The following is a 22,448-nucleotide window of genomic DNA, read 5'->3' as shown; positions in this document are numbered from 1 at the left end:
AACCACCGGGCCTGCTTCCTACGTTTGTGGCTTAATGATTGACTAGGAGTGGTGTCAACCTCACAACTTTGTACTTGTTATTTTTTCTTTGATACCGTTACCCATTATTATGATTGTATTTGACTTTTCCCGCCGCTTTATTGCCGGTTTGGCTGTTGTGGCTGGGCTGTTTTTAAATACTGCTGCTGCTGCTGTCGCAGCCGCGCCACCTGCTTTGCCCGCGGCCACCTCGGCATTCCTGGCTAAGTTTGTTGATGCCGACGGCAACGTCAACTACGGAGCCATCAAGCGCAACCCCCTCGAATTACAAGGTCTGCTAAAGCGAGTGGCTAGCTTTGATGCCGCTGCTGCCCAGCCCGACGACCGCAAAGCCTTCTACCTGAACGCCTACAACCTGCTGGTGATTGGCGAAGTGGTAGCCCGCTACCCGCTCGAATCGGTGGAGAAAGTGCCGGGTTTTTTTGACAAAAACCTGGTGAGCGTAGCCGGCGAGAAACTTACCCTCAACGACCTCGAAACCAAAAAGCTACGGCAGCCTTACAACGACCCCCGCGTGCATTTTGCGCTGGTATGCGGCGCCAAAGGCTGCCCCAAGCTCAACCGGGCTGCCTATTTGGCCAATTCCCTGGATACGCAGCTTACCATTCAGACGCAGAAGGTGTTGCAGAGCCCCAGCTTCATTCGGGTCGATGACAAGGCCCGCAAGGTGCTGCTTTCCCAGATTTTCAAGTGGTACGACGCCGACTTCAAAGCCAGCGGCAAAACCGGGGTGGCCTACGTCAATCAGTTCCGGGAGGGCAAAACCATTCCCGCTACCTACGCGGTTGATTATTACCCCTATGATTGGAGCCTTAATAACCGCAAATAAGTTGAAAGATTCAACAGATAAGTAAGGTCGAGCTGCTGATATTCGGCTCGGCCTTTCTTTTTTAGGACGATGAGAGAGTAGCGTTTTACGCCACCCAACCTTATAGCGGCACCACGGTTAACAAGCAGACAATCTAGTGAATTAAGCATTCGAAGGCTTGCATTTGGCAGGCGCAACCCACCGCCCAGCAACGTATGACGGGCGCCTGCGTAAGTCTTTGGAAGCAGTGCTAGGTGCACCACTTTCCACATTTACCTTACCCCACCCGTTTATGATACTCGACGATATTTTCGGCAACGGTACCGATACCAACGAAGGCGAGAACGCCAAGATTACGGAGAACAAGGACTTTCCTAAAAACGAGGAGCTGGAAAAGCAGAAGGAGTACAACCAGGACCAAAGCAACAACAAGGCCAGCAACGACCCCACGGCCGCCCGCAACACCGGCGCCAACGGCTACACCCAGCGCGACAACCAAAAGGACCAACTGGAGAACCTTCACATTGGCGGTTCAGAGCTGGAGCCCCAGGGCGGCAACGACCATTCCAGCGCCGGCGAGCAAGCCCAGGGCCCCGGCTTTGAGGCCGAAGGCACCTATGAGTTGGACCACAACATCCGGACCCGCCACCAGGAATTCGGAGAATCGGAGCCCAGCGGAGAACCAACGCCCGCCGGCAAAAACGAAACCATCAGCGACAGCGAGTAGGCTTAAGCCTAATTCCAAACAGAGTGCCCTATGCGGGGCCGACGTCCGAGCCAACTGCTCGGCGTCGGCCCCGTTTTTTGTTTGTTTCGGCAGTGCCGTGCTCAACTGCTTCTTGGCGAGCAACGGGTGCCCAGACTAATTAAGGTGCGATACGAGGCGCTGCGGGAGAGAAGATGCAATTGCACTTTGCAAATAATAGATTTTAGACCAGCATTAGCCCATAAGTTGAGTTGAAGAGGAAGCCATAGTAAGGGTCGTGGTTGCAGTTTTTCAGTTGGTTAAGAAAAAAAACAAGCACTAGCATTGATAACCCGACAAAAGCTTAACTTGCGAGTCATATTAGGGATAGTGGATTGAATTATCCGCTGATTCTTAATAGCTTTCAAACATCCTTCATTCACTTTAAAAGTTAAAATTATGATTCAAGAAAAATTACCCAAAGTAGAAGAACAGGCTTACGACCCCAACCTGGATGCCCAGGACGAGGAGGTAATATCGGGGGGGAATAACCGCCTGATGTATGTATTGGTAGCCTTGGTTGTGGCGCTGGTAGTCGGCTACGTGCTGTTGCCCAAAGGCAGTGGCGGGGGCATGGCGTCTGCCACTCCTTCGTTCATGCTCGATGATGCGGCCGTCACAGCCACTGCTCCCACCTCGGCCGACAGCATTGCCGCTGGCCTGAAAGCCGCGCCGGTGGCCGCCAAACCAACCGAGGAGACAAGCACAGAAACAAGCACAAAAACATCTGACAAACCCGCTACCTCATCGAAGGCCTCGGCTCTTGCAAACAGAGCAGCCCTGGTGTCACCCTCCGCTGTGGCTCCCGTGCAGGCGCCCGAGCCCGAGCCGGTTGAAGCAGTGGCCTCAGCTCCCGAGCCCGCCGCCCCGGCCAACGTTACCCTAATTGGCCGGATTCAGGACGAGAACGGCCGGCCCATGGTGGGCGCCACCGTTTTGCTGAAAGGCAGCAGCAAAGGCACCAGCACCGACGCCAATGGCAGCTACTCGCTGGATGTGCCCGGGGGTAGCGACCACAGCCTGATTTTTGGCTACGGTGGCTACGACGACGAAGTGGTTCGCATCAGCGGCTCTCGCCCCGTGAATGTGACCCTGACGCCCCGTGCCAAATCCGGCCGCAAGCGCCGTTAAGGTAAGGCAGGCGCTACTTGCGCTCAGCCGCTGCGACCGGTTGCCAGCTTCAACAGGCACTGGACTATTTACAAAAAAGGCCTCCTATTGGAGGCCTTTTTTGTGCTATAAGTAGTCAGCAAAAGTGCTTGTAGCCAAGCCTTACCCTTCGGTGCGATTGCCGAACCGGCGGCCAAACAAGAAATACACCGGCAGCCCCAAAGCTACGAGCCCCAAGCCGCGCTGTGAAAACTCGGCCGTGTCGGGCGCAATGAGAAGAATGACGCAAAAGGTGCTGGCCAGCAAAATATAGAGGCCGGGCACCAGCGGGTAGCCCCAGGCGCGGTACGGGCGCGGAGCCTCGGGCCGGGTGCGGCGCAGCACAAATATGCCGATGATGGTGACCACGTAAAACAGAATAACCGAGAACATAACGTAGTTGAGCAGTTGGCCATAAGAGCCGCTCAGGCAAAGCAGGCACGCCCACAGGCATTGGGCCCAGAGGGCGCGGCCGGGTACACCGGCCCGGTTCAGGCGGCCCAGGCCGGAGAAAAACAAGCCGTCTTTGGCCATGGCGTAATAGGCGCGGGCGCCGCTGAGAATGATGCCATTGTTGGCCCCGAAGGTGCTGAGCATGATGAGCACTGCCAGCACGTAGGCGCCCGCTGGCCCAAGCACCGACTCGGCCACGGCGGTGGCCACCCGGTCGTCGGTGGCATACATAATGCCGCGCCCGGCCACGGTGGCCGCGTCGGGCGAACCATTCAGAGGTAGCACCAGCAGGTACACCACGTTTATCAGGATGTAGAGGGCCGTGACAATGGCCGTGCCGATGGCCATGCTGCGCACCAGCGTGCGCTCGGGGTTTTGAATTTCCTCGCCGGCAAAACCAATGTTGTTCCAAGAGTCGGAGGAGAAGAGCGAGCCGGTCATGGCCATGCCGATGGCGATGACGAGCGCGCTGCCGCTGATGGGGATGATGGGTGCGCTCACGCCGGGAGCCGGGTGGCGGGTGGCGCTCCAGAGGTCGGCGAAGTTGACTTGAATGGCCTCGTGGTTTAACCCCAGGGCCACCCCAAATACGATGAGCAAGCCCAGCGCAATCAGCTTAGTACTGCCCAGTACATTCTGAATGAGCTTGCCGGTGCGCACCCCTTGGGCGTTCAGCGCCGTGATGCCGACGATGAGCACGATGGCCAGCAGCTGCACGCTGCTAAACTCGAAGCTGCCGGCCTGAAACAACAGGTTTTTAACGCTAAAAAATGGAATTAGCACGCCGGTAAATTTGGCGAAGGCCACGGCCACGGCGGCAATCACACCGGTTTGGATGACGAGGAAAAGCGTCCAGCCGTAGAGAAACGCGGTGAGGCGGCCAAAGGCTTCGCGCAGGTACACGTACTGCCCGCCCACTTTGGGAAACATGCTGGCCAGTTCGCCGTAGCTGATGGCCCCCGCCATGGTGATAAAGCCGGTAAGAAACCACACCACCAGCAGCCAGCCAGAGCTGCCCACCTGCCGGGCAATGTCGGCCGAGACAATGAAAATACCCGAGCCTATCATGCTGCCGGTCACCAGCATAATGGCATCGAAGAGGGTGATGGCCCGTTGGAAATGGGGCTGAGAGGATGGGGGGTGAGGTTCGGACATGCAAATCTGAAATGAGGGTATCTTGGCCGGAAGATAGAATAAGAAAAGCCTGCTCCGTAAGGGCAGGCTTAGTGGAGCCGCGCATCGGTGCTGGGAAATTTGGTTTTCTGAGAAGCAAGTGCCGGCAGCTTAAGCTCACAGCTGGAAAAAGCGCGGCTTCGCGAAGGTTAAATTTCGGGCGGGGTTCGGCGGGGGGGGCTCCTCGCGAGTCGCTCGTCCATCCCAGCATTCGGCCGTACTTTCGCCGTCCGTCATCCGCTTTCCTTCGCATGTCCCGTAAGCTCCTGGCGTTGTTAACGGCGCTATTCCTGTTGCTCACGCTGGCGACTTACGTCTATTACCGGCGTACCCTGGCGGCCGTGCCCGTAGACCCGTATGCGCTGGTGCCCAACGACGCGGTGCTGGTGCTGAGTACCCACGACCACCCCGCCCTGGTGCGCCACCTGCAGGAAACCGGCCTCTGGGACAACCTCACAGCGGTGCGCTACTTCCAGCAATCGGCCGGGCACCTCGCACTGGCCGACAGCCTGACCGGCCGCACGGTCCGCCGCCGCAGCGGGGTAATGAACTTGCTGGGCCGCAAGCTGGTGATAACTTCCGTGCACGTAACCGGCCCGGGTGTGTTCGACGTGCTTTATCAAATTCCCCTGACCCGCGTGAGCGAGTACCGGCAGGTGCGCAGCCTGCTCGAAACCCTGGGCCGCGACCCCCGATACCGCCTCAGCACCCGCGAATACGAAGACCACGAGTTGACGGTGCTAACGGAACGTAACAGCGAAACCAGCCTCACCGTGCTCAACTACCGCAACCACCTACTACTAAGCACCAACGCTGGGCTGGTAGAGGCCGTGGTGCGCCGCGCGGCCCACCCCGATGCTCCCACGGTGATGACCTCCTTTGGCCCCACCGATTTGCTGCGGGTGAGCGGCGTGGATGCGACCTTGATGGTGAACTACCGCCGACTCCCCCAATTTCTGGATGTGCTGTTCCGGCCCGAAGCCCATGGGCAGTTCGACCAGCTGGCGGGCCTGGTTTCGGAGGGCCTGCTGGGGGTGAAGCTGGCCGGCAACCGGGCGCAGTTGCTAGGCTTTTCGAACCCCGAAACCGCGCGGGGCACGTTGCAGCAGCGCCTGCAAGGGCAGCGCGCCCTGCCCTTGGGCCTTGCTCCCTGGCTGAGTACCCGCACGGCCATGCTGCTGCACCTGGCCGCCAACCCCGGCCGTACCTGGCCCCGGCCCACTGGCTCTTCGGCCGATTTGGTGGACCGCACGGCTGCGCTCGATAGCCTGCGGGCCACCTTTGGGGGAGAAATGGCCATTGCCTACCTGGCCACTACCACGGCCGGTAGCAAGCCCGGGCGGCTGGCTTTTGTGCATTGCCCCATACCCGCCCGTACCCAGCAGTGGCTGGCCCGCCTGCGCCGCGTCTATGGCAGCTCGCCGGCCTTCACCAAAGTAGGTTCCTATCAGATTCACCCCGTGGGCTTTCCGGAAGCCATGGTGCTGGGGCCGCTGCTGGCCCCCGCCCAACCCTACGTGGTGGAAGCCCGGCCCGCCGCGGCAGTGCTGGTAGGCAACTACCTGGTGTTCTCCGACGAACTGACTCTCAACGGCTACCTGGCCGATGTGGTGGCCGGGCACATCTGGTCTCAATCACCTGCGCAAGTGGCGTTTTTGCAGGAAACCCTGCCGCGTGCCCGCCTGAGCATTTTCGTGGATACCCGCAACAGCTGGAATGCACTGCTTGGGGTGCTCACCGAAGAGCGGCGGGCGGGGCTGCTGCGCAACGAAGCCTTGTTCAAACGCTTCCCGCAAGTGGCGCTGCAGCTGATGCCCGACGAAAACGAGTCGGACCCCAATGCCCAGTATTTTACCCAGCTGCTGCTGAGGCATCCGGCCTTGGGCCCTGCTTCCACCAAGCCCGGCGGGGCCGCGGCCAACGGCCGGGTGCTAACCTTCAACCACGAGCTGGTGGGGCAGCCCACGCTGCTGCCCGCCCTGGGCACCCGCATTCCGGCCGTGGTAGTGCAGGACTCGCTCTGGGCCCTTCACTATGTGAGCCCCGACAACACCGTGCTTTGGTCTGACACACTAAAGGGGCCTGCCAGGGGCGTGGGTCTGCTGCCCAGCGGTGGCAGCGTGCCGGGTGGCTTACTGCTAGGAGCCGCCAACCGCCTGCACCTGCTAGGGAATGAAGGCGCCGAAGTGCTGCCCTTCCCCCTGAACTTGCCCGATACCGTACGCGTGGCCTCCCTGCTGGCTATTCCCGCCACGGGAGCCAAAGTATCCGCTCGCCTGCTGGTCGTCACGGCCGGCAATGACCTGCTGCTACTTGATGCCAGAGGCCGTTTGTATCCGGGCTGGCAGCCCAAACGACTCGATTTCCCGCTGGCGGGCCGGCCAGCCTTTTTCAGCGTGAACGGCCGCGACGTAGTTCTGGTACCCTTGCAGAATGGCTACGTGTATGCTTTCGACCAGCAAGGCAGCCTGTTTCCGGGTTTCCCGCTGAGCATGGGCGGGCGGCTGGCCGGCGATGTGGTGGTACAGCCCGCCAGCACCCTGAGCCGCACCCGCCTTACCCTTGTAAACCAGCACGGCGAACTAATTACCTTCAACCTGAGCGGCGACATTGTCAGCCGCGCCCGTATTGCTACCTGGAGCCGGACCGCCCGCTTCCACCTCGTGCCCGACCCCAAAGGCCGTTCTTTCGTGGTGACCCGGGAAGATGGCAACCAGCTCGATGTGTACCTGCCCAGCCAAAAAGCCCCACTGCTGACCCAGCGCTTCGTCACCTCGGGCAGCAAGCGCGTGCAGTTTTTTGATTTCGGTAAAGGGCGCCGCCTAGTGGCCGTGACCGAGCCCGGCCCGGGACAGGTATTCCTTTATGATGGTAAGGGGCGCCTGCTTGGCGGCGAACCGGTGCCCAGCACCGGCTCCGGAGTGGGCCTGAACTACGATGCTACCACTGATACCTACCACCTGGTGCGTGTGGCGGGGCGAGAACTGCGGCGCACCGAGCTCAAGGTGGCCCTCCCGTAGTAGACTTGATACAGTTTGAGCAGCTGATTCCTCCGTACAAGCAGCGCAAGTTCTGGTAGAGGCCAGCGCTGTCCGTCAGCCACGGTGTTACACCTCTACTATTTTCCATGTGTTAACCTTCAAAACCCGGCATTTTCTTCATGACAAAGCTTCCCACTGGGTTGATAGTTGGCAAGTTCTGGCCGCCGCATCGCGGCCATCAGCTACTGCTCGAAGCGGCTGCAGCTCAGGTAGCCGAACTGGTGGTGCTGGTTTATGCCAGTCCTGATGCGCCTGTTATGCCAGCGGCCTTGCGCACCAGCTGGATTAAAGAGCTGTACCGGGGCGATGAAGTGGCCCGTGGCGCCCGCATTGGCTCGACCCCCCTGCGGGTGTTTGCGCTCTCGGCCGAAGCCGATGGCGTGCCCCCCGATGCTGCCCCCGACGAAGTGCACCGTGAGTTTGTGCGCCGCTGGTTAGCCGGGCAGGGCATTGCAGTTGATGTTGTTTTCAGTAGCGAAGACTATGGGCATGGCTTTGCCCAGCACCTAGGAGTTACCCATGTGGTCGTGGATAAGGCCCGCCAGCAAGTGCCGGTTTCGGGCACGCAGCTGCGGGCAGATGTAGCCGTGCTTGCCCATCAGCTGCATCCGTTGGTTGCGGCCCAGCTGGGGGTGGTGCCGCCCACCCATGTGCCGCGGGTGGTGTTGTTGGGCGCCGAGAGCAGTGGCAAATCAACCTTGTGCGCTGCCCTGGCCGAGGCCTGTAATACCGCTTGGGTACCTGAGTACGGACGCACGCTGCACGAACAAAAAAGCGGCAACCTGGACTACGAAGACCTGCTCTACATTGCCCGGCGGCACGTTGAGCTGGAGGATGCGGCCGCGGCTCAAGCCAACCAAGTGCTTTTCTGTGACACCAACGCTGCCACTACGGCACTGTATTCCTACTACTATTTTCATCGCTGCGACCCCATGCTGCAAGCCATGGCGGCGGTGTGCGGGCAGCGCTACGCCCACACCTTTGTGTGTGCTCCCACAGTGCCCTTTGAGCACGATAACTGGCGTGGCCCCGAGGCCCTGCGCAGCTTTCAACACGGCATGATACTAATGCAGCTGGAGTTTTATGGCATCCCCTATACCTTGGTGGAAGGCACGGTGTCCCAGCGGGTAGAGCAGGTGAAAAATCAATTATCAATTAACAGTGAACAGTAAAGCGTTTTACTGCTCATTGTTAACTGTTAATTACCAACTGCTTACCGCTGCTTCGACAGCCAGCCTTTGCGCCAGAAATAATAGATCTGACCAACAACCATCAGGGTCATGAGGGCAAGCACGCCAGGGTAGCCCCAGGGGTGGTAGAGCTCGGGCATGTTGAGTGGGTTGGGGCCTTCGGGTAGGGCTTCGCGCTGGAAGTTCATGCCATAAAGCCCGGCCACAAAGCTCAGGGGGATGAAAATGGCGCTGATGATGGTCAGCACTTTCATCACCTCGTTCATGCGGTTGCTTTGGTCCGAAAGGAACAGTTCGGTTAGGCTGGTGATGTTTTCCCGGTAGCTTTCGGCCAGGTCCAGGGCCTGCATGGCGTGGTCATAGGCGTCTTTGAAGTACACTTTTACCTCTTCTGGCATCACCTCCTCGGGTAGCCGCAGAATCTCGCTGATTTTATCGCGCTCGGGATATACCAGCCGCCGAAAGCGCACGATGTCCTTCTTGATGCGCAGAATGCGGTTGAGCATGCGCCGCTCCCGCCGCTCGGAGAAAATCCGGTCCTCCAGGCCCTCGATGTAGTCGCCAATAGCCGCCATGGTGGGGAAATAGTGGTCGATGACGACATCGGTGAGTGCGTAGGCTAGGTACAGAGAGGGCTTGCGCTTGGTAGTGCTGAAGTTGCCTCGGAGGCGGTTGCGGAGCGAATCGAGGCAGTCTTCGTAGTCGTCCTGAAAGGTGAGCACATAGTTGGGCCCCGTGAAAATCGAGAGCTGGTCGTCATCGATTTCGAGCTCGGAGGTGAAGTCGGTCATGCGCGACACCAGAAACAGGCGGTTGTCGCCAAATACATCAACCTTGGCCCGCTGATAGTCACCGAGCACGTCTTCCATCTGCAGGGGGTGCAAATCGAAATCCTGCATAATGCGTTCCATCAGGGCCAAGTCGCCGTAGCCGCGCACATCTATCCAGTGCTTGCGCTCGGGTTGTGCTTGGAAGCTAGCCCATAAGTCGTCGTAGCTGCTGAACTCACCCTCGGATAAAGCTGTGTCGTCGTAGGAGTAAAGAAAGAGGCGGGGTTTGAGGGCGCCCTCGCGAATGACGAGCGAGCCAGGCCGCTGGCCGAGGGTTTCGGTTTGCTGGCGGGCTTGTAGGGTGGCTTCGCGGTCAGTTATTCCGTAAGCGGAATCGATATCTTCGTCCTCGTCTTGGTCATTGTCAAAATAAGGATGAGGGACAGGATTGGATGAATTCATGCAACGAGAATAAGAGGTAAAGAGGAGGAGCCAGTAGCCTCCGTAGTACGACAATGATACGTGAGGGCCGTTGCAAGGTGGCAATTAAGGGTAAGCCAGGTGCCTGCACGGCCTCTGAGCTAGCAAGCCGCCCATTCTGTGCCGTTCTTTGTCCTGAAAGCCACGAAAATCAGGTTTGAAAAGTACGGATTCCTTAACTACAACTGAAACCGACGCGCAAAGCCACACGGCCGCGATTTGGCTTGCCGAAAGCGGACTTAGCGGCCCCGCTGCGCCCCGCCTGCCGCTGGCATTCGAGTCGTTTCTCTACTTGCAGCCGGCCCACCAGGTGTTGCAGCCGGCCGGCGAATCCGTACTGAGCTGCTACCTCGAAGACCCGGCAGCCGGCAGCACCGTGGCCCAACTGCACCTGGCGCTGGCGCCGCAGCTCGGCACTGCCCAGAGCCCCGCGCAAGCGCCTTTCGGAGCGGTGCAGCTGGCCGCAGGCGTGAGCACAAACCAAATTCACGTCTTCCTGAATACTGTTGAGAACGCCTTGCGCCAGCGGGGCATCCACGCCCTCCGCCTGCGCAGCTACCCTTTTGCCTACGACCCGACCGGGGCGGCCGTGCTGGCCGAAACCCTGCGGCAGCGCCACTACCGCGTAACGTTGGCCGAGCAGAACTACCACCTCGACCCGGGCCGTCCCTACGAAAGCAGCCTGCACCCCTCGGAGCGGCGGCGGCTGCAGAAGTGCCGCCGCCACGGCCTGCATTTCGAGCAGGAGCCGCCGTTTCTGTTGCCGGCCGCCTACGCCTTCATTCAAGCCTGCCGGCAGGAGCGGGGGCAGGAGCTTTCGCTGCCGCTGGAGCGCGTGCAGGAGCTGTTTCGGCGCTTCCCGCGGGAGCACTTTCTGTTCTCAGTGCGCCAGCCCAACGGCGAATGGGCAGCGCTCACGGTGGCCATTCGTGTGCACGAGCAGATACTCTATAACTTCTATCCGGCCAGTCCGCTGCGCTGCAACGCCTTCAGCCCGGTGGTGATGCTCAACGAAGGCCTGCACGCCTTTGCCAAAGCCAGCGACATGCGTGTGCTGGACCTGGGCACCTCCACCCTCGATTCGGGACCCAATGCTTCTTTGCTACGCTTCAAGCGGCACTTGGGCGGCGTAGCTGGCCTGCGTTTGAGTTGGGAGAAGACCATTGGCTGAGGAAGAGCAGTGAAAAACGTGGGAGAAAAAGGCGGGCGGCGAGACCACCAGCCGTACCGTTCTTTACGACCAATAACTTCATTTCTGCTCACCCTTCGTGACGTCTAGTTCGCCGGCCCCGTCCCCCAAACCACCTGCGCCAGCCCCGGTATGGCGCGGCTTCGTGCGTGGGTCGTTGGGGGCAGGCGTGGCGGTGGGCGCCCGGGCTGCGGGCGCTCTGATTCTAAATAAGCTGTTTGCGGTGTATGCCCCAGCGGGTGGGCTCACGCTGTTCGCGCAGTTTCAGAACCTGATGGCCTTGCTCACCACCTTGCCCAGCGAGGGGGTGCAGGTGGGACTGGTAAAGTACCTCGCGCCGCTGCAGCCGGGAAGCGCCCGGTACCGCCTGTGGCTAGGCGCTGCCGCGGCCTTGAATGCCGCGGCCCTGCTGCTGGGTGGCGCAGTGCTGGCGAGTCGCGGCCTACTGGACTGGGGGTGGGGTAGCATGGGCGTATTTATGACGGGCATCGCCCTGCTTACGGCTCAGGGCTTACTGGGAGCCGCGCTGCTGGCTGCTGGCCGACTGCGGGCTTACATTGGTTTGTCGGTAATGCTGGCAGTGCTGAGCACAGGCGCGGCGGCACTAGCCTTGCTGCAGAAGCTGCCCCTGCACGTAGTGCTGCTGGCGTATTTGCTGGCGCAGGGGCTCACGGTATTGCCCGCCCTGGGGCTGGCGGCGCGCGCCGGCTTGTTGCGGCACCTACGGCCTGCCGGCCCCATTAGCCGTGTGGCCCTGCGTCGGCTCAGCCAGTTTTTGCTGATGGCCGTGAGCACGCTGCTTTTTGGCAAAGCCGTAGACTACGTGCTGCGCGACTACCTTCTCGGCACTTATGGACCGGCCCGCACCGACTTGTGGCAGGCCGTGGCCAAGCTGTCTGACAACTACACCATGGTGTTTGCGGCCGTGATGAGCAGCGTGTTTTATCCGCGGCTGGCGGCACTGGCTGGGCAGCCCCGAGCCTCACGGAACTACCTGCGCGGAGTGCTGGGGCTGCTGGCCCCGGTGCTGGCGGTGGGCCTGGGGTTGATTTTTGCCTGTCGTAACTGGCTGCTGCCGCTGCTTTTTGCTCCGCAGCTGCTTGGCGCGCGCGATTTTCTGGCGCCCCAGCTGCTAGGCGACTGGGCCAAGTTTCTGAGCTGGATATTCATTTTTCAACTCACGGTGAGGGCGCGCACCGGTCGGTATGTGGCCGTGCAAGCTGGCTCGGCCATGGTGTTTGCTGGGCTGCTGGCAGTGCTGTTGCCCAGGTTTGGGCTAGAGGGCGCGGTGCTGGCCCACGCCGGCCGCTACGGCTTGCTGCTGCTGGCCTGCGTGGCTTATCAAGTGGGAATGAAGAACGATAAGTGAAGCGCCAGGAGCTTTTCTTCACTTCATTTGCCGCTGTAGTCTCATGTCCAGCTCTTCCTCTTTAGTCCCAACTGCTTCGGCAAGCGCCGTCACGGTTACCATTGTGGCGCTGTGCCACAACCACGCCTCCTTCCTGCGGGAAGCGCTGGATTCCATACTTAGCCAGACGTATCCGCACCTGGAAGTGTGGCTCGTGGACGATGCCAGCACCGATGGCAGTCCCGACATTCTGCGCGAATACGCAGCGCAGCATCCGGAGTGGCACCTGTTGCTGGTTTCCGAAAACCTGGGCAATTGCCGGGCCTTCAACGCCGCCTTTCGGCAAAGCCACGGCGAGTTTCTAATTGATTTTGCCACCGACGACGTGCTGCTGCCCGAGCGGGTGTCCCAGCAAGTAGCAGCCTTTCGCGCTGCCGACTCAAGGGTGGGCGTGGTGTATTCTAATGCCGAAATCATAGCCGAAGACGGCACTTTGCTGGGCCTGCACCACCGCCCAGGGCCTACCGGTGCGCTCGTGCCGCCACCAGCCACCGGCTGGGTTTTTGCCGAGGTGTTGCGGCGCTATTTTATCAGCACACCTACTATGATGATGCGCCGCGCCTGCCTCGCCGAGTTGGGCGGCTACGACGAAACGCTGGCCTACGAAGACTTCGACTTCTGGGTGCGCGCCAGCCGCGATTGGCAGTTTCTGTTCCTCGACGCCGTGACCACCCGCAAGCGCAAGCATCCGCGCAGCATGAGCAGCCGGGCCTACCAGCGGTACGACCCCTACCTGGCATCCACCATTCGCGTGTGCGAAAAAGCCCTGGCCCGGGTCAGCACGGACAATGAGCGTGCTGCCCTAGCCACCCGAGTGCGCTGGGAGATGCGGCAGGCTATGCGTCGGCGCCGCTTTGCCGAAGTACAGGAGCTTTTTAAAATACTGCGCCAGACGAGCCGCCCAGCGCTGCTAGACCTAACTTTGGCTGCCGTGAGTCGTTTGGCGCTTCAGTTTTCTCTGGATGCCCAAGGAGTACATTTTTAAGGCAGGTTCCTCGCGCCTTTCTCATTTATCGGGTTAATCTAAACCCTTTCCGCTTCCGAGGTTTACTTGTCGGGAGCCTAATTTCCCGCTGCCTCCGTGACGATGCCTTCCCGTTTAGCCATTCTGAGCCGCGTGCTGCTGCTGCCTTTGGTGCTCGTGCTGGCAACGTTGGCTACACTGGGGAGCTATTACGAAACCAGCGACGACACCTCTTTTGCCTGGCTGTTCTCGGGGGTGTTGGCAGGGAAGCCGGTTGTTTCGCTTCCCTTGTTTTTCCACGGCTACGGGCACGCGCTGGCCGCCGCCTATACGTCCGCGCCCCATGTGCCCTGGCTAGGGCTGCTGAATGCGAGCCTATTGATGGGGGCCACCATGCTCACCTTTGCGGTGCTGGATAGGTTGCTGCGGCCCTACCTGAGGCCGTGGGCACTGGTGCTGGCCTTAGTCGCCTTCTTCTTCCTAGCCTGGCTCGAGCACTGGCTGTGGTTTAGCCACGTCCGGGTGGGTATTCTGCTGGCTGGGGCGGTGGTGTTGTTTGCGGCGCAGCGGCCTGGCAGCCGAAGTGCGGTGGTGCTGGGCGTGCTCGGGCTCGGCGCCGCCTGGCTCATCCGGCCCAGCCTCGCCATGCTCGGGTTTGGCCTCGCTGTTCCGGCCGCACTGTTGCTGGCTGAAAACTGGCGGCGCTTGGTGCCGGTACTGGCCGCGGCGGCGTTGGGCTTGGGCCTGGCCACGGTAGTGCTGGGCGCCCTGCAAACGGATGACGCAGCCCAGATGCAGCAGCGTGATAAATACTTGGCCCGCATCCTCGATTTCAACCAGCTGCGCCCGACGCCGCGCACCCCCGCCGACAGTTTGGGCACGGCGGCAGTGGAACAGTGGATACTGGGTGATGCCACCCTGGTAAACAATGCGATGCTACAGCGGGCCTATCATTTTGAGCCGGCCGATTTTTGGGGCCGCGAGTTGCCGACCAAGCTTCGCCTGCGCGCAGGCTTGGTGGCGCGCGATTATTTTCCTGTGCTTTTAGCGCTGGCCGCAGTCGTGTTCGGAACGCTTCGCCGGAAGAAGGGAACAGCTGGTTTTTGGCTTGTACAAATCGGGTTTGGAGCCACACTCCTTGCTTTTGCGGGACTGCTCAAACTGCCCCCTCGAATTGCTCTGCCCATTCTTGATTTTTGGTTGATAACCAATCTGATTTTCTGGTGCCGTACGACCCGCTTTTTCGCTCCAGGCTATAAAAAATCCAGCCAAGCCAATGTCACGCAAAAGGTTGATTTTTTCCTGCCCGGGTCGCTTGCTGCTCGCCGGGTAGGAGTGGGGCTCGGCATGTTGGTAGTGGTGCTTTACGGAGCCAAAAACCTGCACCGCTATCACGTGCTGCAACAGGAGCGCAAACAGCACGAACTGGCGTTGCGTCAGATACGCGGCTACTCCTCACCGGCGGGTGCCCGCGGGCGCGTTCGGGTAATGGCTGGCACCAGCGACTTACTTAAAAGCCTGTCTCCGTTCAAAATTTATTCCCCAGGGCGGGGACCCGTTGTAATGCTCTCGGGCTGGCAATCGCACGACCCTTCACAGGCAGGGCTTTTTCGAGAGCTGAGCGGTTCCCCACAACCCATCGAATGCCTGCGCCAGCTCGCGCGCCATGCCCCCAGTACTCAGTGGCTGCTAACGCGCGAAACCGCTCACTGGCTAACTCGTCGTTTTCGTTTTGATACAGACGCACACTCGACCCCCGTATTCGTGCCGATGCAGGCGCTGGCAGCCGACACTTCCCTACATTATCATCAGGTGGTTTTTCGTTAAAAGCCAAGCTCGACTACCTACAAGCCTCCGCTTGCGTAAACCAAGGGAGTAGAATAGAAATGCGGCATTCCAGTAATGCCATAATTTTATACCCGGGCCATTGCTCTCACCGCGGACCTTTGCCCCGGCAAAAGCGGTTCTCCTTACATTATTCACGCTCACCTGCCACATCCTATGCTCTCTTCCACCATGACTTCCCGCGCCGAAGTTCTCCAGCACATGGAGGGCTTTTTGAAAGATAACATGAGCTCCTTCCTCAAGAGTGTGGAAGACAGCTGGCAGCCTGCCGACTTTCTGCCCGACTCGCGACTCGATTCGTTTTTTGACCAAGTAAAGGAACTGCGCGAAAAGTCTCAAAACCTGAGCTATGACCTGCTGGCCGTGCTCATCGGCGACACCATCACCGAGGAAGCCCTACCCAACTACGAAGCCTGGTTTCACGAACTCGACGACCTGAACCGCGACCCCGACAACGGCTGGGCGCAGTGGATTAGGGGCTGGACCGCCGAAGAAAACCGCCACGGCGACTTGCTCAACCGCTACCTCTATCTCTCAGGCCGCGTAAACATGCGCGAATTTGAAGTGAGCACCCAGTACCTCATCAACGACGGCTTTGACCTGGGTACCGCGCACGACCCCTACCGCGCTTTCGTATACACGAGCTATCAGGAGCAGGCAACCAACATTTCACACCGCCGCGTGGGCCAGCTTGCCCGCACCGCCGGCGAAGACCAGCTCTCGAAAATCTGCGGCATGATTGCCGGCGACGAGAATCGTCACGCCCGCGTGTACAAGACGTTTGTTAGTAAAATATTCGAAGTTGACCCCAGCGAAATGATGCTGGCCTTCGAAGACATGATGCGCAAGAAAATTGTGATGCCAGCCCACTACATGCGCGAAATGGGCATCGAGATGGGCAAGACGTTCGGTCACTTTACCGACGCCGCTCAGCGCATCGGCGTGTACACCAGCGCCGACTACACCGACATTCTTGACTCGCTCATCAAAGACTGGAAAATCGAGCACATCACCGACCTGAACGGCCAGGCCGAAAAAGCTCGCGACTACATCATGGCGCTGCCCAACCGCCTGCGCCGCGTAGCCGACCGCATGCCAGTGCCTAAGCTGGAATACAAGTTCAAGTGGATTAGCTAGGCAGCATCCGCTGGCTCAAGAGTTCAAGCAGCGTTATAAAAAAGAACGTCATGCTGAGCTTGCCGAAGCATTTCTACCGCAACACTAAAACAAATTAGTTACGCGGTAGAGATGCTTTGGCAAGCTCAGCATGACGTTCTTTTTTATCGATTATCTAACGGGTTACTTCTCAATTTTCACGCCCTTCCAAAACGCCACGCGGCCTTTGATTTCTTGGGCGGCGTCTTTGGGCTCGGGGTAGTACCAGGCAGCGTCTTTGTTTTGTTCGCCGTTCACGCGTAGGGAGTAGTAGCTAGCTTGGCCTTTCCAGGGGCATGAAGTGTGGGCAATGCTGTCTTCGAAAAACTCCTGCTTGATTGAGTCGGCGGGGAAGTAGTGGTTATTTTCGACTACTACCGTGTCGTTGCTCTCGGCCACGACGGTGTTATTCCAAATAGCTTTCATGGGTTTGGTGCGAAGTATCGGCTTGGTTGTGAAGGATTGCGGGGCCGGGCAGTGCTAATGGTCAACCAAAGCGAACCGCGCAGGTCCCACAATTGAACATTGCCCCCCTCGCCGTTGTTTTCGGGCGCAGCAACCGGCCAATAGGTACAGGTATTATAAGCCCGGGTATTGTTAATTGCTACCAGATAACTGTTCACTGATATTATGGCCGTTGGCTTCCGATTCCGCGATTTTGTGCCCGAAGACCAGCCCGAAAAGGGCTTTGAGTCCTTATTTAAGCTGTTCATGCAGCTGGTTACCATCACCTCCGGCGACGTGGGCGAGGCCCTGCAGTGGCTCAATGAGCTCGATAAGCAGTACGGCCTCACCGACGACAACTACGGCATGGGCAATTTCATCGATGACCTGAAGAAGAAAGGTTACATCGATGAAAACGAACAGGAAAAGGGTGAGTTTAAGATTACGCCCAAAACCGAGCAGGGTATTCGCAAGTCGGCGCTGGAAGAGATTTTTGGCAAGCTAAAAAAAAGCAGCACCGGCAACCACCGCACACCCCACACCGGGCAGGGAGACGAGCAAAGCACCGACCTGCGTGAGTTCCGCTTCGGCGACTCGCTGGAGTCCATCCAGATGACCGAGTCCATTCGCAACGCCCAGCTCAATCACGGCATGGAAGGCGACAGCTTTATGCTAACCGAGGGCGACCTGGAGGTGCGCGAAAACGAGCATAAGTCGCAAACCAGCACCGTGCTGATGATAGACATCTCGCACTCCATGATTCTCTACGGCGAAGACCGCATCACGCCGGCCAAGAAGGTAGCGATGGCCCTGGCCGAGTTGGTGAAGCAGAAGTACCCCAAAGATTTTCTCGACGTCATCGTGTTCGGCAACGACGCCTGGCAGATTGAGGTGAAGGACTTGCCTTACCTGCAGGTGGGGCCCTACCACACCAACACTGTGGCGGGCCTGGAACTGGCCATGGACCTGCTCCGCAAGCGCAAGACGCCCAACAAGCAGATTTTCATGATTACCGACGGCAAACCTACCTGCCTGAAAGAGCCCGGTGGTTACTACAAAAACTCCTTCGGCCTCGACCGCAAGGTGGTGAACAAAACGCTTAACCTAGCTGCTGCCGCCCGCCGCGTGAAAATCCCCATCACCACGTTCATGATTACTTCTGACCCGTATTTGCAGAAGTTTGTGGAGGAGTTCACGGAGGTGAACCAGGGCAAGGCCTACTATTCAGGCCTCAAGGGTTTGGGTCATTTGGTATTTGAAGACTACAAGAAGAACCGACGCAAGAGCTTGTAGAAATAATAAGCCCTTTCTTACGACAAGTAGGAGAGGGCTTTTTATTTTCGTACTACGGTAGCCAGAAGATTAATTTTTTTTAGTCGCTGTTTTCACGAGTTGCTTAAGGTCGTCGTCTTGCACATAACCAATATCATAGGTATGCGTAGCATGAAAACCGCTATAGCCGATTACTTCTCCTGAACCAGCGTCAAGTAACTGATAGCCGTTCTCACTATCTATCGTTACATATCTCACGTACAGATACTTGGAATTTGCATTGGTGATGGCAGAATCAAATGTAGCTTTGTCTGCTACCTTCACAGGGTAGGGATAAACCTTTGCGAGCTTACTTTCAGTTAGGCTCTTCGAAAGCTGATGCTGGGCCAGGAGAAGTGTCTTGCCTTGTAGCAACGTTTCGCTTTTACCAAGGTTCTCCTTGGTTGAATTTTTAACTTCCCAATGGCTTTGGCCCTTAGCGCGCTGCTTTATGTAAGATTGTAATTGCTGTACACCAGCTATTGGCTCAGTGCTGGGGTAAATTTCTTGCCAGAATTGCCGAGAGAACGGATAATACATCTGATAGCATAGCAAAACCGAATTAACTGGCTCATGTTTTTCAAGTAGAGCACCAGAACTGATAATACCTGTATTGCCAAGTAGGGACAAATTCAAAGAGGGTACATTGAATGTAACCTGCGTATGCCGCCTGCCATCATAATTTTCCTGAACTATTTCTTTGGTTCCTATTTCAATTACTAAGTGTGAAGCTTGCTTATCATACTTGAGTGCCTCATACTCAGCCATGGTAACGAATGAAACCGGCGACAAGTGCCAGTGCTTAGCGGCCTCTTCTAAGGCAGCCCGCTTAGTAGCCACCTCAGCCAGATAGCCAGCGTGGTCAACTGCTTTCTTAAACATCTTCTGACTTGCTAATTCGTTCATAGGCACAGGTAGCAGAACGTGCAATGGAGATGTAAGCGGAACTGTGTATTTGCTATTAGGAACCGTGTATCTGTTATTGTTAGACTGACCAGTTATTTGATACAAAGCTTGGTGCTGTGCAGTAGCAGGACCAGCAACGATTAACCCGGCTACCAATAGACAAGTAGTGTAAAAAGTTTTATTCATTCTGGGATAAGTGGTAAAAGATGAATTTTGTATTAATATGGCAAAGCTATAAAGGAGTCAAAGTTAATACTGTTAGAGACTAACCATAATCCTTTTACTAAGTAATTATTCAAATACTCATTACTCAAGGGCTAAAGGTTAATTTGTATCGTTCAGCTTGGCTGGCGAGGCTGAAAATGCGGCAATTCAACAGCAAAATGGTTGTATAGCCAATATTAAAAAAAAGGAGTTTTTTGATAAATAGCAAAGCACATATTCGGGCTCAGCGACCCCTTCCGTTTATTTGGCAATGTGTTACCAATTTGCGCTAATAGTGTACCGAGGTAGTGCTTGCCGCTAAATGGCGTAAAAGCACGTCTTATTCGCTCACCTCACCTGAACCTCAAGCGCCCTCAAGCGGTTTATCAATTAATGACACACGAAACCATCCAAACCCTGGGCCAGCTCCGCGCCAGTGGTTATAAGTCCCGCAGCGTAAAAGCCGAATTGCGGGAAAACCTAATTAACAAGCTGCGCAACAAAGAGGAAGTTTTCCCCGGCATTTACGGCTACGACGAAACCGTGATTCCGGACTTGCAGCGCGCCATACTAGCCGGGCACCACATCAACCTACTCGGCCTGCGCGGCCAAGCCAAAACCCGCATTGCGCGCCTGCTCATCAATCTGCTCGACGAGTACATGCCCGTAGTGGCCGGCGCCGAACTCAACGACGACCCCTTGCAGCCGCTGTCGGTATTCGCCAAAAACCTTATTGCCGAGCACGGCGACGACACCCCCGTGGCTTGGCTGCACCGCGACGAGCGCTACACCGAGAAGCTGGCCACGCCCGACGTGTCGGTAGCCGACCTCATCGGCGACGCTGACCCTATCAAAGCGGCTACGCTTAAGCTGCCCTATAGCGACGAACGGGTAATTCACTTCGGCCTGATTCCGCGGGCGCACCGCGGCATTTTCGTGATTAACGAATTGCCCGACTTGCAGGCCCGCATTCAGGTGTCACTGTTCAATATTCTTCAGGAAGGCGACATTCAGATTCGGGGCTTTAAGGTGCGGCTGCCACTCGATATACAGTTTGTGTTCACGGCCAACCCCGAGGACTACACCAACCGTGGCAGCATTGTGACGCCGCTGAAGGACCGGATTGACGCCCAGATTATAACGCACTATCCCAAGTCCATCGAAATCGGTAAGCGCATCACCAAGCAGGAAGCCCGCATCAAAGACGAGCAGAAAGGCATGGTGACCAGCAACGAAGTGGTGCACGACTTGGTGGAGCAAGTAGCGGTGGAGGCCCGCGGTTCCGAGTTCGTGGATGCTAAGTCGGGCGTATCGGCCCGCCTTACTATCTCGGCCTACGAGCAGGTGATTGCCGGAGCCGAGCGTCGCGCCTTGGTCAATGGCGAAAAGAATACCTATGTGCGCATCGGCGACTTCATCTCGGCGGTGCCCGCTATTACGGGCAAAGTCGAGCTGGTGTATGAAGGCGAGCAGGAGGGAGCTGGCATTGTGGCCGAGAAGCTCATGGGCAAGGCCGTACGTACCCTGTTCCTGCAGTTCTTCCCCAACCCCGACAAGTCCAAGAAGCTCAAAAACCGCCCTTCGCCTTACAAAACGGTACAGGAATGGTTCGGCAACGGCAACACGCTGGACTTGCTGCACGACACCAGCACCGCAGACTACCGCAAGGCCCTGGACCAAGTGCCCGGCCTGCGCGACATCGTGACCGAACTGCATCCCAACGAGACGCCTGAGCACACCTATTTTTTGATGGAGTTCCTGCTGCACGGCTTGGCCGAGCACAGCCTGATTTCACGCAACCGCCTCACGTCGGGCGCGCAATTCAAAGACCTGCTGTCATCGATGTTCACCATGCCGACCTTTGGTGATGACGATGATGAGGAAGAAGACGAAAAGCCGCGTCGCCGCCGCTAACCAGCGGTTTGTCTGAACACAAAAAGCCCCGCGCATTAATTGATGCACGGGGCTTTTTTATGTTTGGGCTTGCTCCACTGAGGCAGTAGCCTATGAAGTTATTTATCTGAGGCGAGACCGCGGGTCGGACCTCATAGGGCGGCCCGACCCGGCGCATACGGTAACTAAAAGCCGGTGGTCACGGCACCATGCCAATCGGCTACGAAAGAGCGAGATTGACTCGTAACCGAAAGGATGAGCTGTATGGTTTCCTCAGGCTGGTCCCAGTGAGGGAAGTGGCCGCAATTCTCGAACCAATACAGAAAACCATCGGGGAAAGCTGCCGCGGCGCGGGGAGCTTGGCTGGGCGGCAGCACCCGGTCTTGCCGGCCCCAGCCAATAACCAGCGGGTGCTGGAGGCTGCCACGGGGCACCCCTTCCTGCTTTGGGCCATAGGCGAGGTGCTTCAACAACTCGTCGAAGTTGGTGGTGCAGGCAAAAGTGCGCATCTCTGTGAATGCGACATCGGCCGGGATTTTCCAGGGCCTGGCCGAAAACTGTGCCATGAGCACGGTGCGGCCCACGGCGCTGCCGGTGATGGCGGGCATCAGGGGCTGCAACAGGCGCACCAGCCGAATGGAACCCGCCACCGAGTAGTAGAAGAACGGAACCTGCCAGCCTTCCCAGAACCCGCCGGGGTCGAGCGAAACCACGGCGCCCAGCACCCCGCGGCGGGCCAGCTCCAGTACCAGTCGAGCCCCCATGGACGACCCCACGCAGTCTACCCCAACCAGGTTGTTGGCGTGCAGCCACGCTTCGACCGCATCGGCAAGGGTATAAAAGGAATTTTCGCCATCCAGCTTCGGCGTTTGGCCATGGCCTGGCAAGTCGAGCGCTATGACTTCCCGCTTGGCCGACAGGCCGTCCAGGACCGTGTTCCACGAGCGCCAGCTTCCGCCAATGCCATGTATGAGCAGCAAAGGCTTGCCTTTACCAAGCCGAATGTGATGCATTTCCATAATAGGGTAGTTGAGGTTATGGAAGGATGTACGCAAGGGCACCGTCGAACGATGATGGAAGAGCGCACAAGATTATTGCCTGCGCAGGCACCTGACCAGACAGGGCCTCGGGACGTAATGCTTCAGAAGCAGAAGGTTAACATATGAAGAAGCTGTCCGAATAAGGCGTGATACCAGGAGAACGTCATGCTGAGCGGAGCCGAAGCATCTCTACCGCAAGAGTAAATCAGTTACTTGCGTGGTAAAGATGCTTCGGCTCCGC

Annotated in this window: 17 protein-coding genes; 12 read left to right on the top strand and 5 right to left on the bottom strand. The window is 58.0% G+C overall.

Annotated elements, in window-relative coordinates; genetic code table 11:
- Positions 1-109 precede the first annotated feature (109 nt).
- The 3 genes from ACP7AJ_RS06490 to ACP7AJ_RS06480 all read left to right on the top strand — a co-directional run bounded on the left by ACP7AJ_RS06490 (position 110) and on the right by ACP7AJ_RS06480 (position 2,723).
- A complete protein-coding gene (locus ACP7AJ_RS06490; RefSeq protein WP_426059382.1) occupies positions 110-868 on the top strand; it encodes a DUF547 domain-containing protein in 759 nt (252 codons plus the stop codon).
- A 271-nt stretch (positions 869-1,139) separates the two neighbouring features.
- Positions 1,140-1,574: a hypothetical protein gene (locus ACP7AJ_RS06485; protein WP_426059381.1), complete on the top strand. Its 435-nt coding sequence runs from the start codon at positions 1,140-1,142 to the stop codon at positions 1,572-1,574.
- A gap of 417 nt (positions 1,575-1,991) precedes the next feature.
- A complete protein-coding gene (locus ACP7AJ_RS06480; RefSeq protein WP_426059380.1) occupies positions 1,992-2,723 on the top strand; it encodes a carboxypeptidase-like regulatory domain-containing protein in 732 nt (243 codons plus the stop codon).
- 141 nt (positions 2,724-2,864) lie between these two features.
- Here the strand turns inward: ACP7AJ_RS06480 and ACP7AJ_RS06475 are convergent, their stop codons facing one another.
- A complete protein-coding gene (locus tag ACP7AJ_RS06475) occupies positions 2,865-4,349 on the bottom strand; it encodes an APC family permease (protein ID WP_426059379.1) in 1,485 nt (494 codons plus the stop codon).
- 269 nt (positions 4,350-4,618) lie between these two features.
- On the opposite strand from ACP7AJ_RS06475, the gene ACP7AJ_RS06470 reads away from it, so the two are divergent.
- Positions 4,619-7,387 (top strand): hypothetical protein, encoded by a 2,769-nt coding sequence (locus tag ACP7AJ_RS06470; protein ID WP_426059378.1) that lies wholly within the window; start codon positions 4,619-4,621, stop codon positions 7,385-7,387.
- 140 nt (positions 7,388-7,527) lie between these two features.
- Entirely contained in the window at positions 7,528-8,580 is a 1,053-nt protein-coding gene (locus tag ACP7AJ_RS06465) for an AAA family ATPase (RefSeq protein WP_426059377.1), read from the top strand.
- A 41-nt stretch (positions 8,581-8,621) separates the two neighbouring features.
- Here ACP7AJ_RS06465 and corA read toward each other — a convergent pair whose 3' ends face one another.
- Positions 8,622-9,830, bottom strand: a complete 1,209-nt coding sequence (gene corA, locus ACP7AJ_RS06460) for a magnesium/cobalt transporter CorA (RefSeq protein WP_426059376.1) — start codon at positions 9,828-9,830, stop codon at positions 8,622-8,624.
- 175 nt (positions 9,831-10,005) lie between these two features.
- Here corA and ACP7AJ_RS06455 point away from each other — a divergent pair, with 175 nt between their 5' ends.
- From ACP7AJ_RS06455 to ACP7AJ_RS06435, 5 genes are all read left to right on the top strand, one after another.
- Positions 10,006-11,019: a hypothetical protein gene (locus ACP7AJ_RS06455; RefSeq protein WP_426059375.1), complete on the top strand. Its 1,014-nt coding sequence runs from the start codon at positions 10,006-10,008 to the stop codon at positions 11,017-11,019.
- 97 nt (positions 11,020-11,116) lie between these two features.
- Entirely contained in the window at positions 11,117-12,406 is a 1,290-nt protein-coding gene (locus tag ACP7AJ_RS06450) for a hypothetical protein (RefSeq protein ID WP_426059374.1), read from the top strand.
- A gap of 43 nt (positions 12,407-12,449) precedes the next feature.
- On the top strand, positions 12,450-13,430 hold the full coding sequence (locus ACP7AJ_RS06445; protein ID WP_426059373.1) for a glycosyltransferase: 981 nt from the start codon (positions 12,450-12,452) through the stop codon (positions 13,428-13,430).
- A gap of 102 nt (positions 13,431-13,532) precedes the next feature.
- Entirely contained in the window at positions 13,533-15,236 is a 1,704-nt protein-coding gene (locus ACP7AJ_RS06440; protein ID WP_426059372.1) for a hypothetical protein, read from the top strand.
- Between the two features lie 174 nt (positions 15,237-15,410).
- Positions 15,411-16,391 carry an acyl-ACP desaturase gene (locus tag ACP7AJ_RS06435; protein WP_426059371.1) on the top strand — a complete coding sequence of 327 codons (981 nt, stop codon included), beginning with the start codon at positions 15,411-15,413 and terminating at the stop codon, positions 16,389-16,391.
- A gap of 162 nt (positions 16,392-16,553) precedes the next feature.
- Here ACP7AJ_RS06435 and ACP7AJ_RS06430 read toward each other — a convergent pair whose 3' ends face one another.
- The gene (locus ACP7AJ_RS06430) at positions 16,554-16,835 is read right to left on the bottom strand and encodes a DUF427 domain-containing protein (protein ID WP_426059370.1); all 282 of its coding nucleotides are present in this window, start codon (positions 16,833-16,835) and stop codon (positions 16,554-16,556) included.
- A 204-nt stretch (positions 16,836-17,039) separates the two neighbouring features.
- Here ACP7AJ_RS06430 and ACP7AJ_RS06425 point away from each other — a divergent pair, with 204 nt between their 5' ends.
- Positions 17,040-18,146 carry a vWA domain-containing protein gene (locus tag ACP7AJ_RS06425; protein WP_426059369.1) on the top strand — a complete coding sequence of 369 codons (1,107 nt, stop codon included), beginning with the start codon at positions 17,040-17,042 and terminating at the stop codon, positions 18,144-18,146.
- A 69-nt stretch (positions 18,147-18,215) separates the two neighbouring features.
- Here the strand turns inward: ACP7AJ_RS06425 and ACP7AJ_RS06420 are convergent, their stop codons facing one another.
- On the bottom strand, positions 18,216-19,256 hold the full coding sequence (locus ACP7AJ_RS06420; protein WP_426059368.1) for a hypothetical protein: 1,041 nt from the start codon (positions 19,254-19,256) through the stop codon (positions 18,216-18,218).
- A 411-nt stretch (positions 19,257-19,667) separates the two neighbouring features.
- Between ACP7AJ_RS06420 and ACP7AJ_RS06415 the strand changes: the two genes are divergently transcribed.
- Entirely contained in the window at positions 19,668-21,188 is a 1,521-nt protein-coding gene (locus ACP7AJ_RS06415) for a sigma 54-interacting transcriptional regulator (RefSeq protein WP_426059367.1), read from the top strand.
- A gap of 164 nt (positions 21,189-21,352) precedes the next feature.
- On the opposite strand, the gene ACP7AJ_RS06410 is transcribed toward ACP7AJ_RS06415, so the two are convergent.
- On the bottom strand, positions 21,353-22,186 hold the full coding sequence (locus ACP7AJ_RS06410; RefSeq protein WP_426059366.1) for an alpha/beta fold hydrolase: 834 nt from the start codon (positions 22,184-22,186) through the stop codon (positions 21,353-21,355).
- Positions 22,187-22,448 lie beyond the last annotated feature (262 nt).

The sequence above is a fragment of the Hymenobacter sp. B1770 genome, assembly GCF_049896385.1.
In the GTDB taxonomy this organism is placed as follows: Bacteria; Bacteroidota; Bacteroidia; order Cytophagales; family Hymenobacteraceae; genus Hymenobacter.
This window is presented reverse-complemented; position numbering and strand designations above follow the sequence as displayed.

What these genes read in the sequence shown, in the direction of transcription:
- ACP7AJ_RS06410 (WP_426059366.1), bottom strand. Translation starts at nt 22,186, where the DNA reads ATGGAAATGCATCACATTCGGCTTGGTAAAGGCAAGCCTTTGCTGCTC.
- ACP7AJ_RS06475 (WP_426059379.1), bottom strand. Translation starts at nt 4,349, where the DNA reads ATGTCCGAACCTCACCCCCCATCCTCTCAGCCCCATTTCCAACGGGCC.
- ACP7AJ_RS06465 (WP_426059377.1), top strand. Translation starts at nt 7,528, where the DNA reads ATGACAAAGCTTCCCACTGGGTTGATAGTTGGCAAGTTCTGGCCGCCG.
- ACP7AJ_RS06430 (WP_426059370.1), bottom strand. Translation starts at nt 16,835, where the DNA reads ATGAAAGCTATTTGGAATAACACCGTCGTGGCCGAGAGCAACGACACG.
- ACP7AJ_RS06490 (WP_426059382.1), top strand. Translation starts at nt 110, where the DNA reads ATGATTGTATTTGACTTTTCCCGCCGCTTTATTGCCGGTTTGGCTGTT.
- ACP7AJ_RS06485 (WP_426059381.1), top strand. Translation starts at nt 1,140, where the DNA reads ATGATACTCGACGATATTTTCGGCAACGGTACCGATACCAACGAAGGC.
- ACP7AJ_RS06420 (WP_426059368.1), bottom strand. Translation starts at nt 19,256, where the DNA reads ATGAATAAAACTTTTTACACTACTTGTCTATTGGTAGCCGGGTTAATC.
- ACP7AJ_RS06480 (WP_426059380.1), top strand. Translation starts at nt 1,992, where the DNA reads ATGATTCAAGAAAAATTACCCAAAGTAGAAGAACAGGCTTACGACCCC.
- ACP7AJ_RS06435 (WP_426059371.1), top strand. Translation starts at nt 15,411, where the DNA reads ATGCTCTCTTCCACCATGACTTCCCGCGCCGAAGTTCTCCAGCACATG.
- ACP7AJ_RS06445 (WP_426059373.1), top strand. Translation starts at nt 12,450, where the DNA reads ATGTCCAGCTCTTCCTCTTTAGTCCCAACTGCTTCGGCAAGCGCCGTC.
- corA (WP_426059376.1), bottom strand. Translation starts at nt 9,830, where the DNA reads ATGAATTCATCCAATCCTGTCCCTCATCCTTATTTTGACAATGACCAA.
- ACP7AJ_RS06440 (WP_426059372.1), top strand. Translation starts at nt 13,533, where the DNA reads ATGCCTTCCCGTTTAGCCATTCTGAGCCGCGTGCTGCTGCTGCCTTTG.
- ACP7AJ_RS06425 (WP_426059369.1), top strand. Translation starts at nt 17,040, where the DNA reads ATGGCCGTTGGCTTCCGATTCCGCGATTTTGTGCCCGAAGACCAGCCC.
- ACP7AJ_RS06470 (WP_426059378.1), top strand. Translation starts at nt 4,619, where the DNA reads ATGTCCCGTAAGCTCCTGGCGTTGTTAACGGCGCTATTCCTGTTGCTC.
- ACP7AJ_RS06415 (WP_426059367.1), top strand. Translation starts at nt 19,668, where the DNA reads ATGACACACGAAACCATCCAAACCCTGGGCCAGCTCCGCGCCAGTGGT.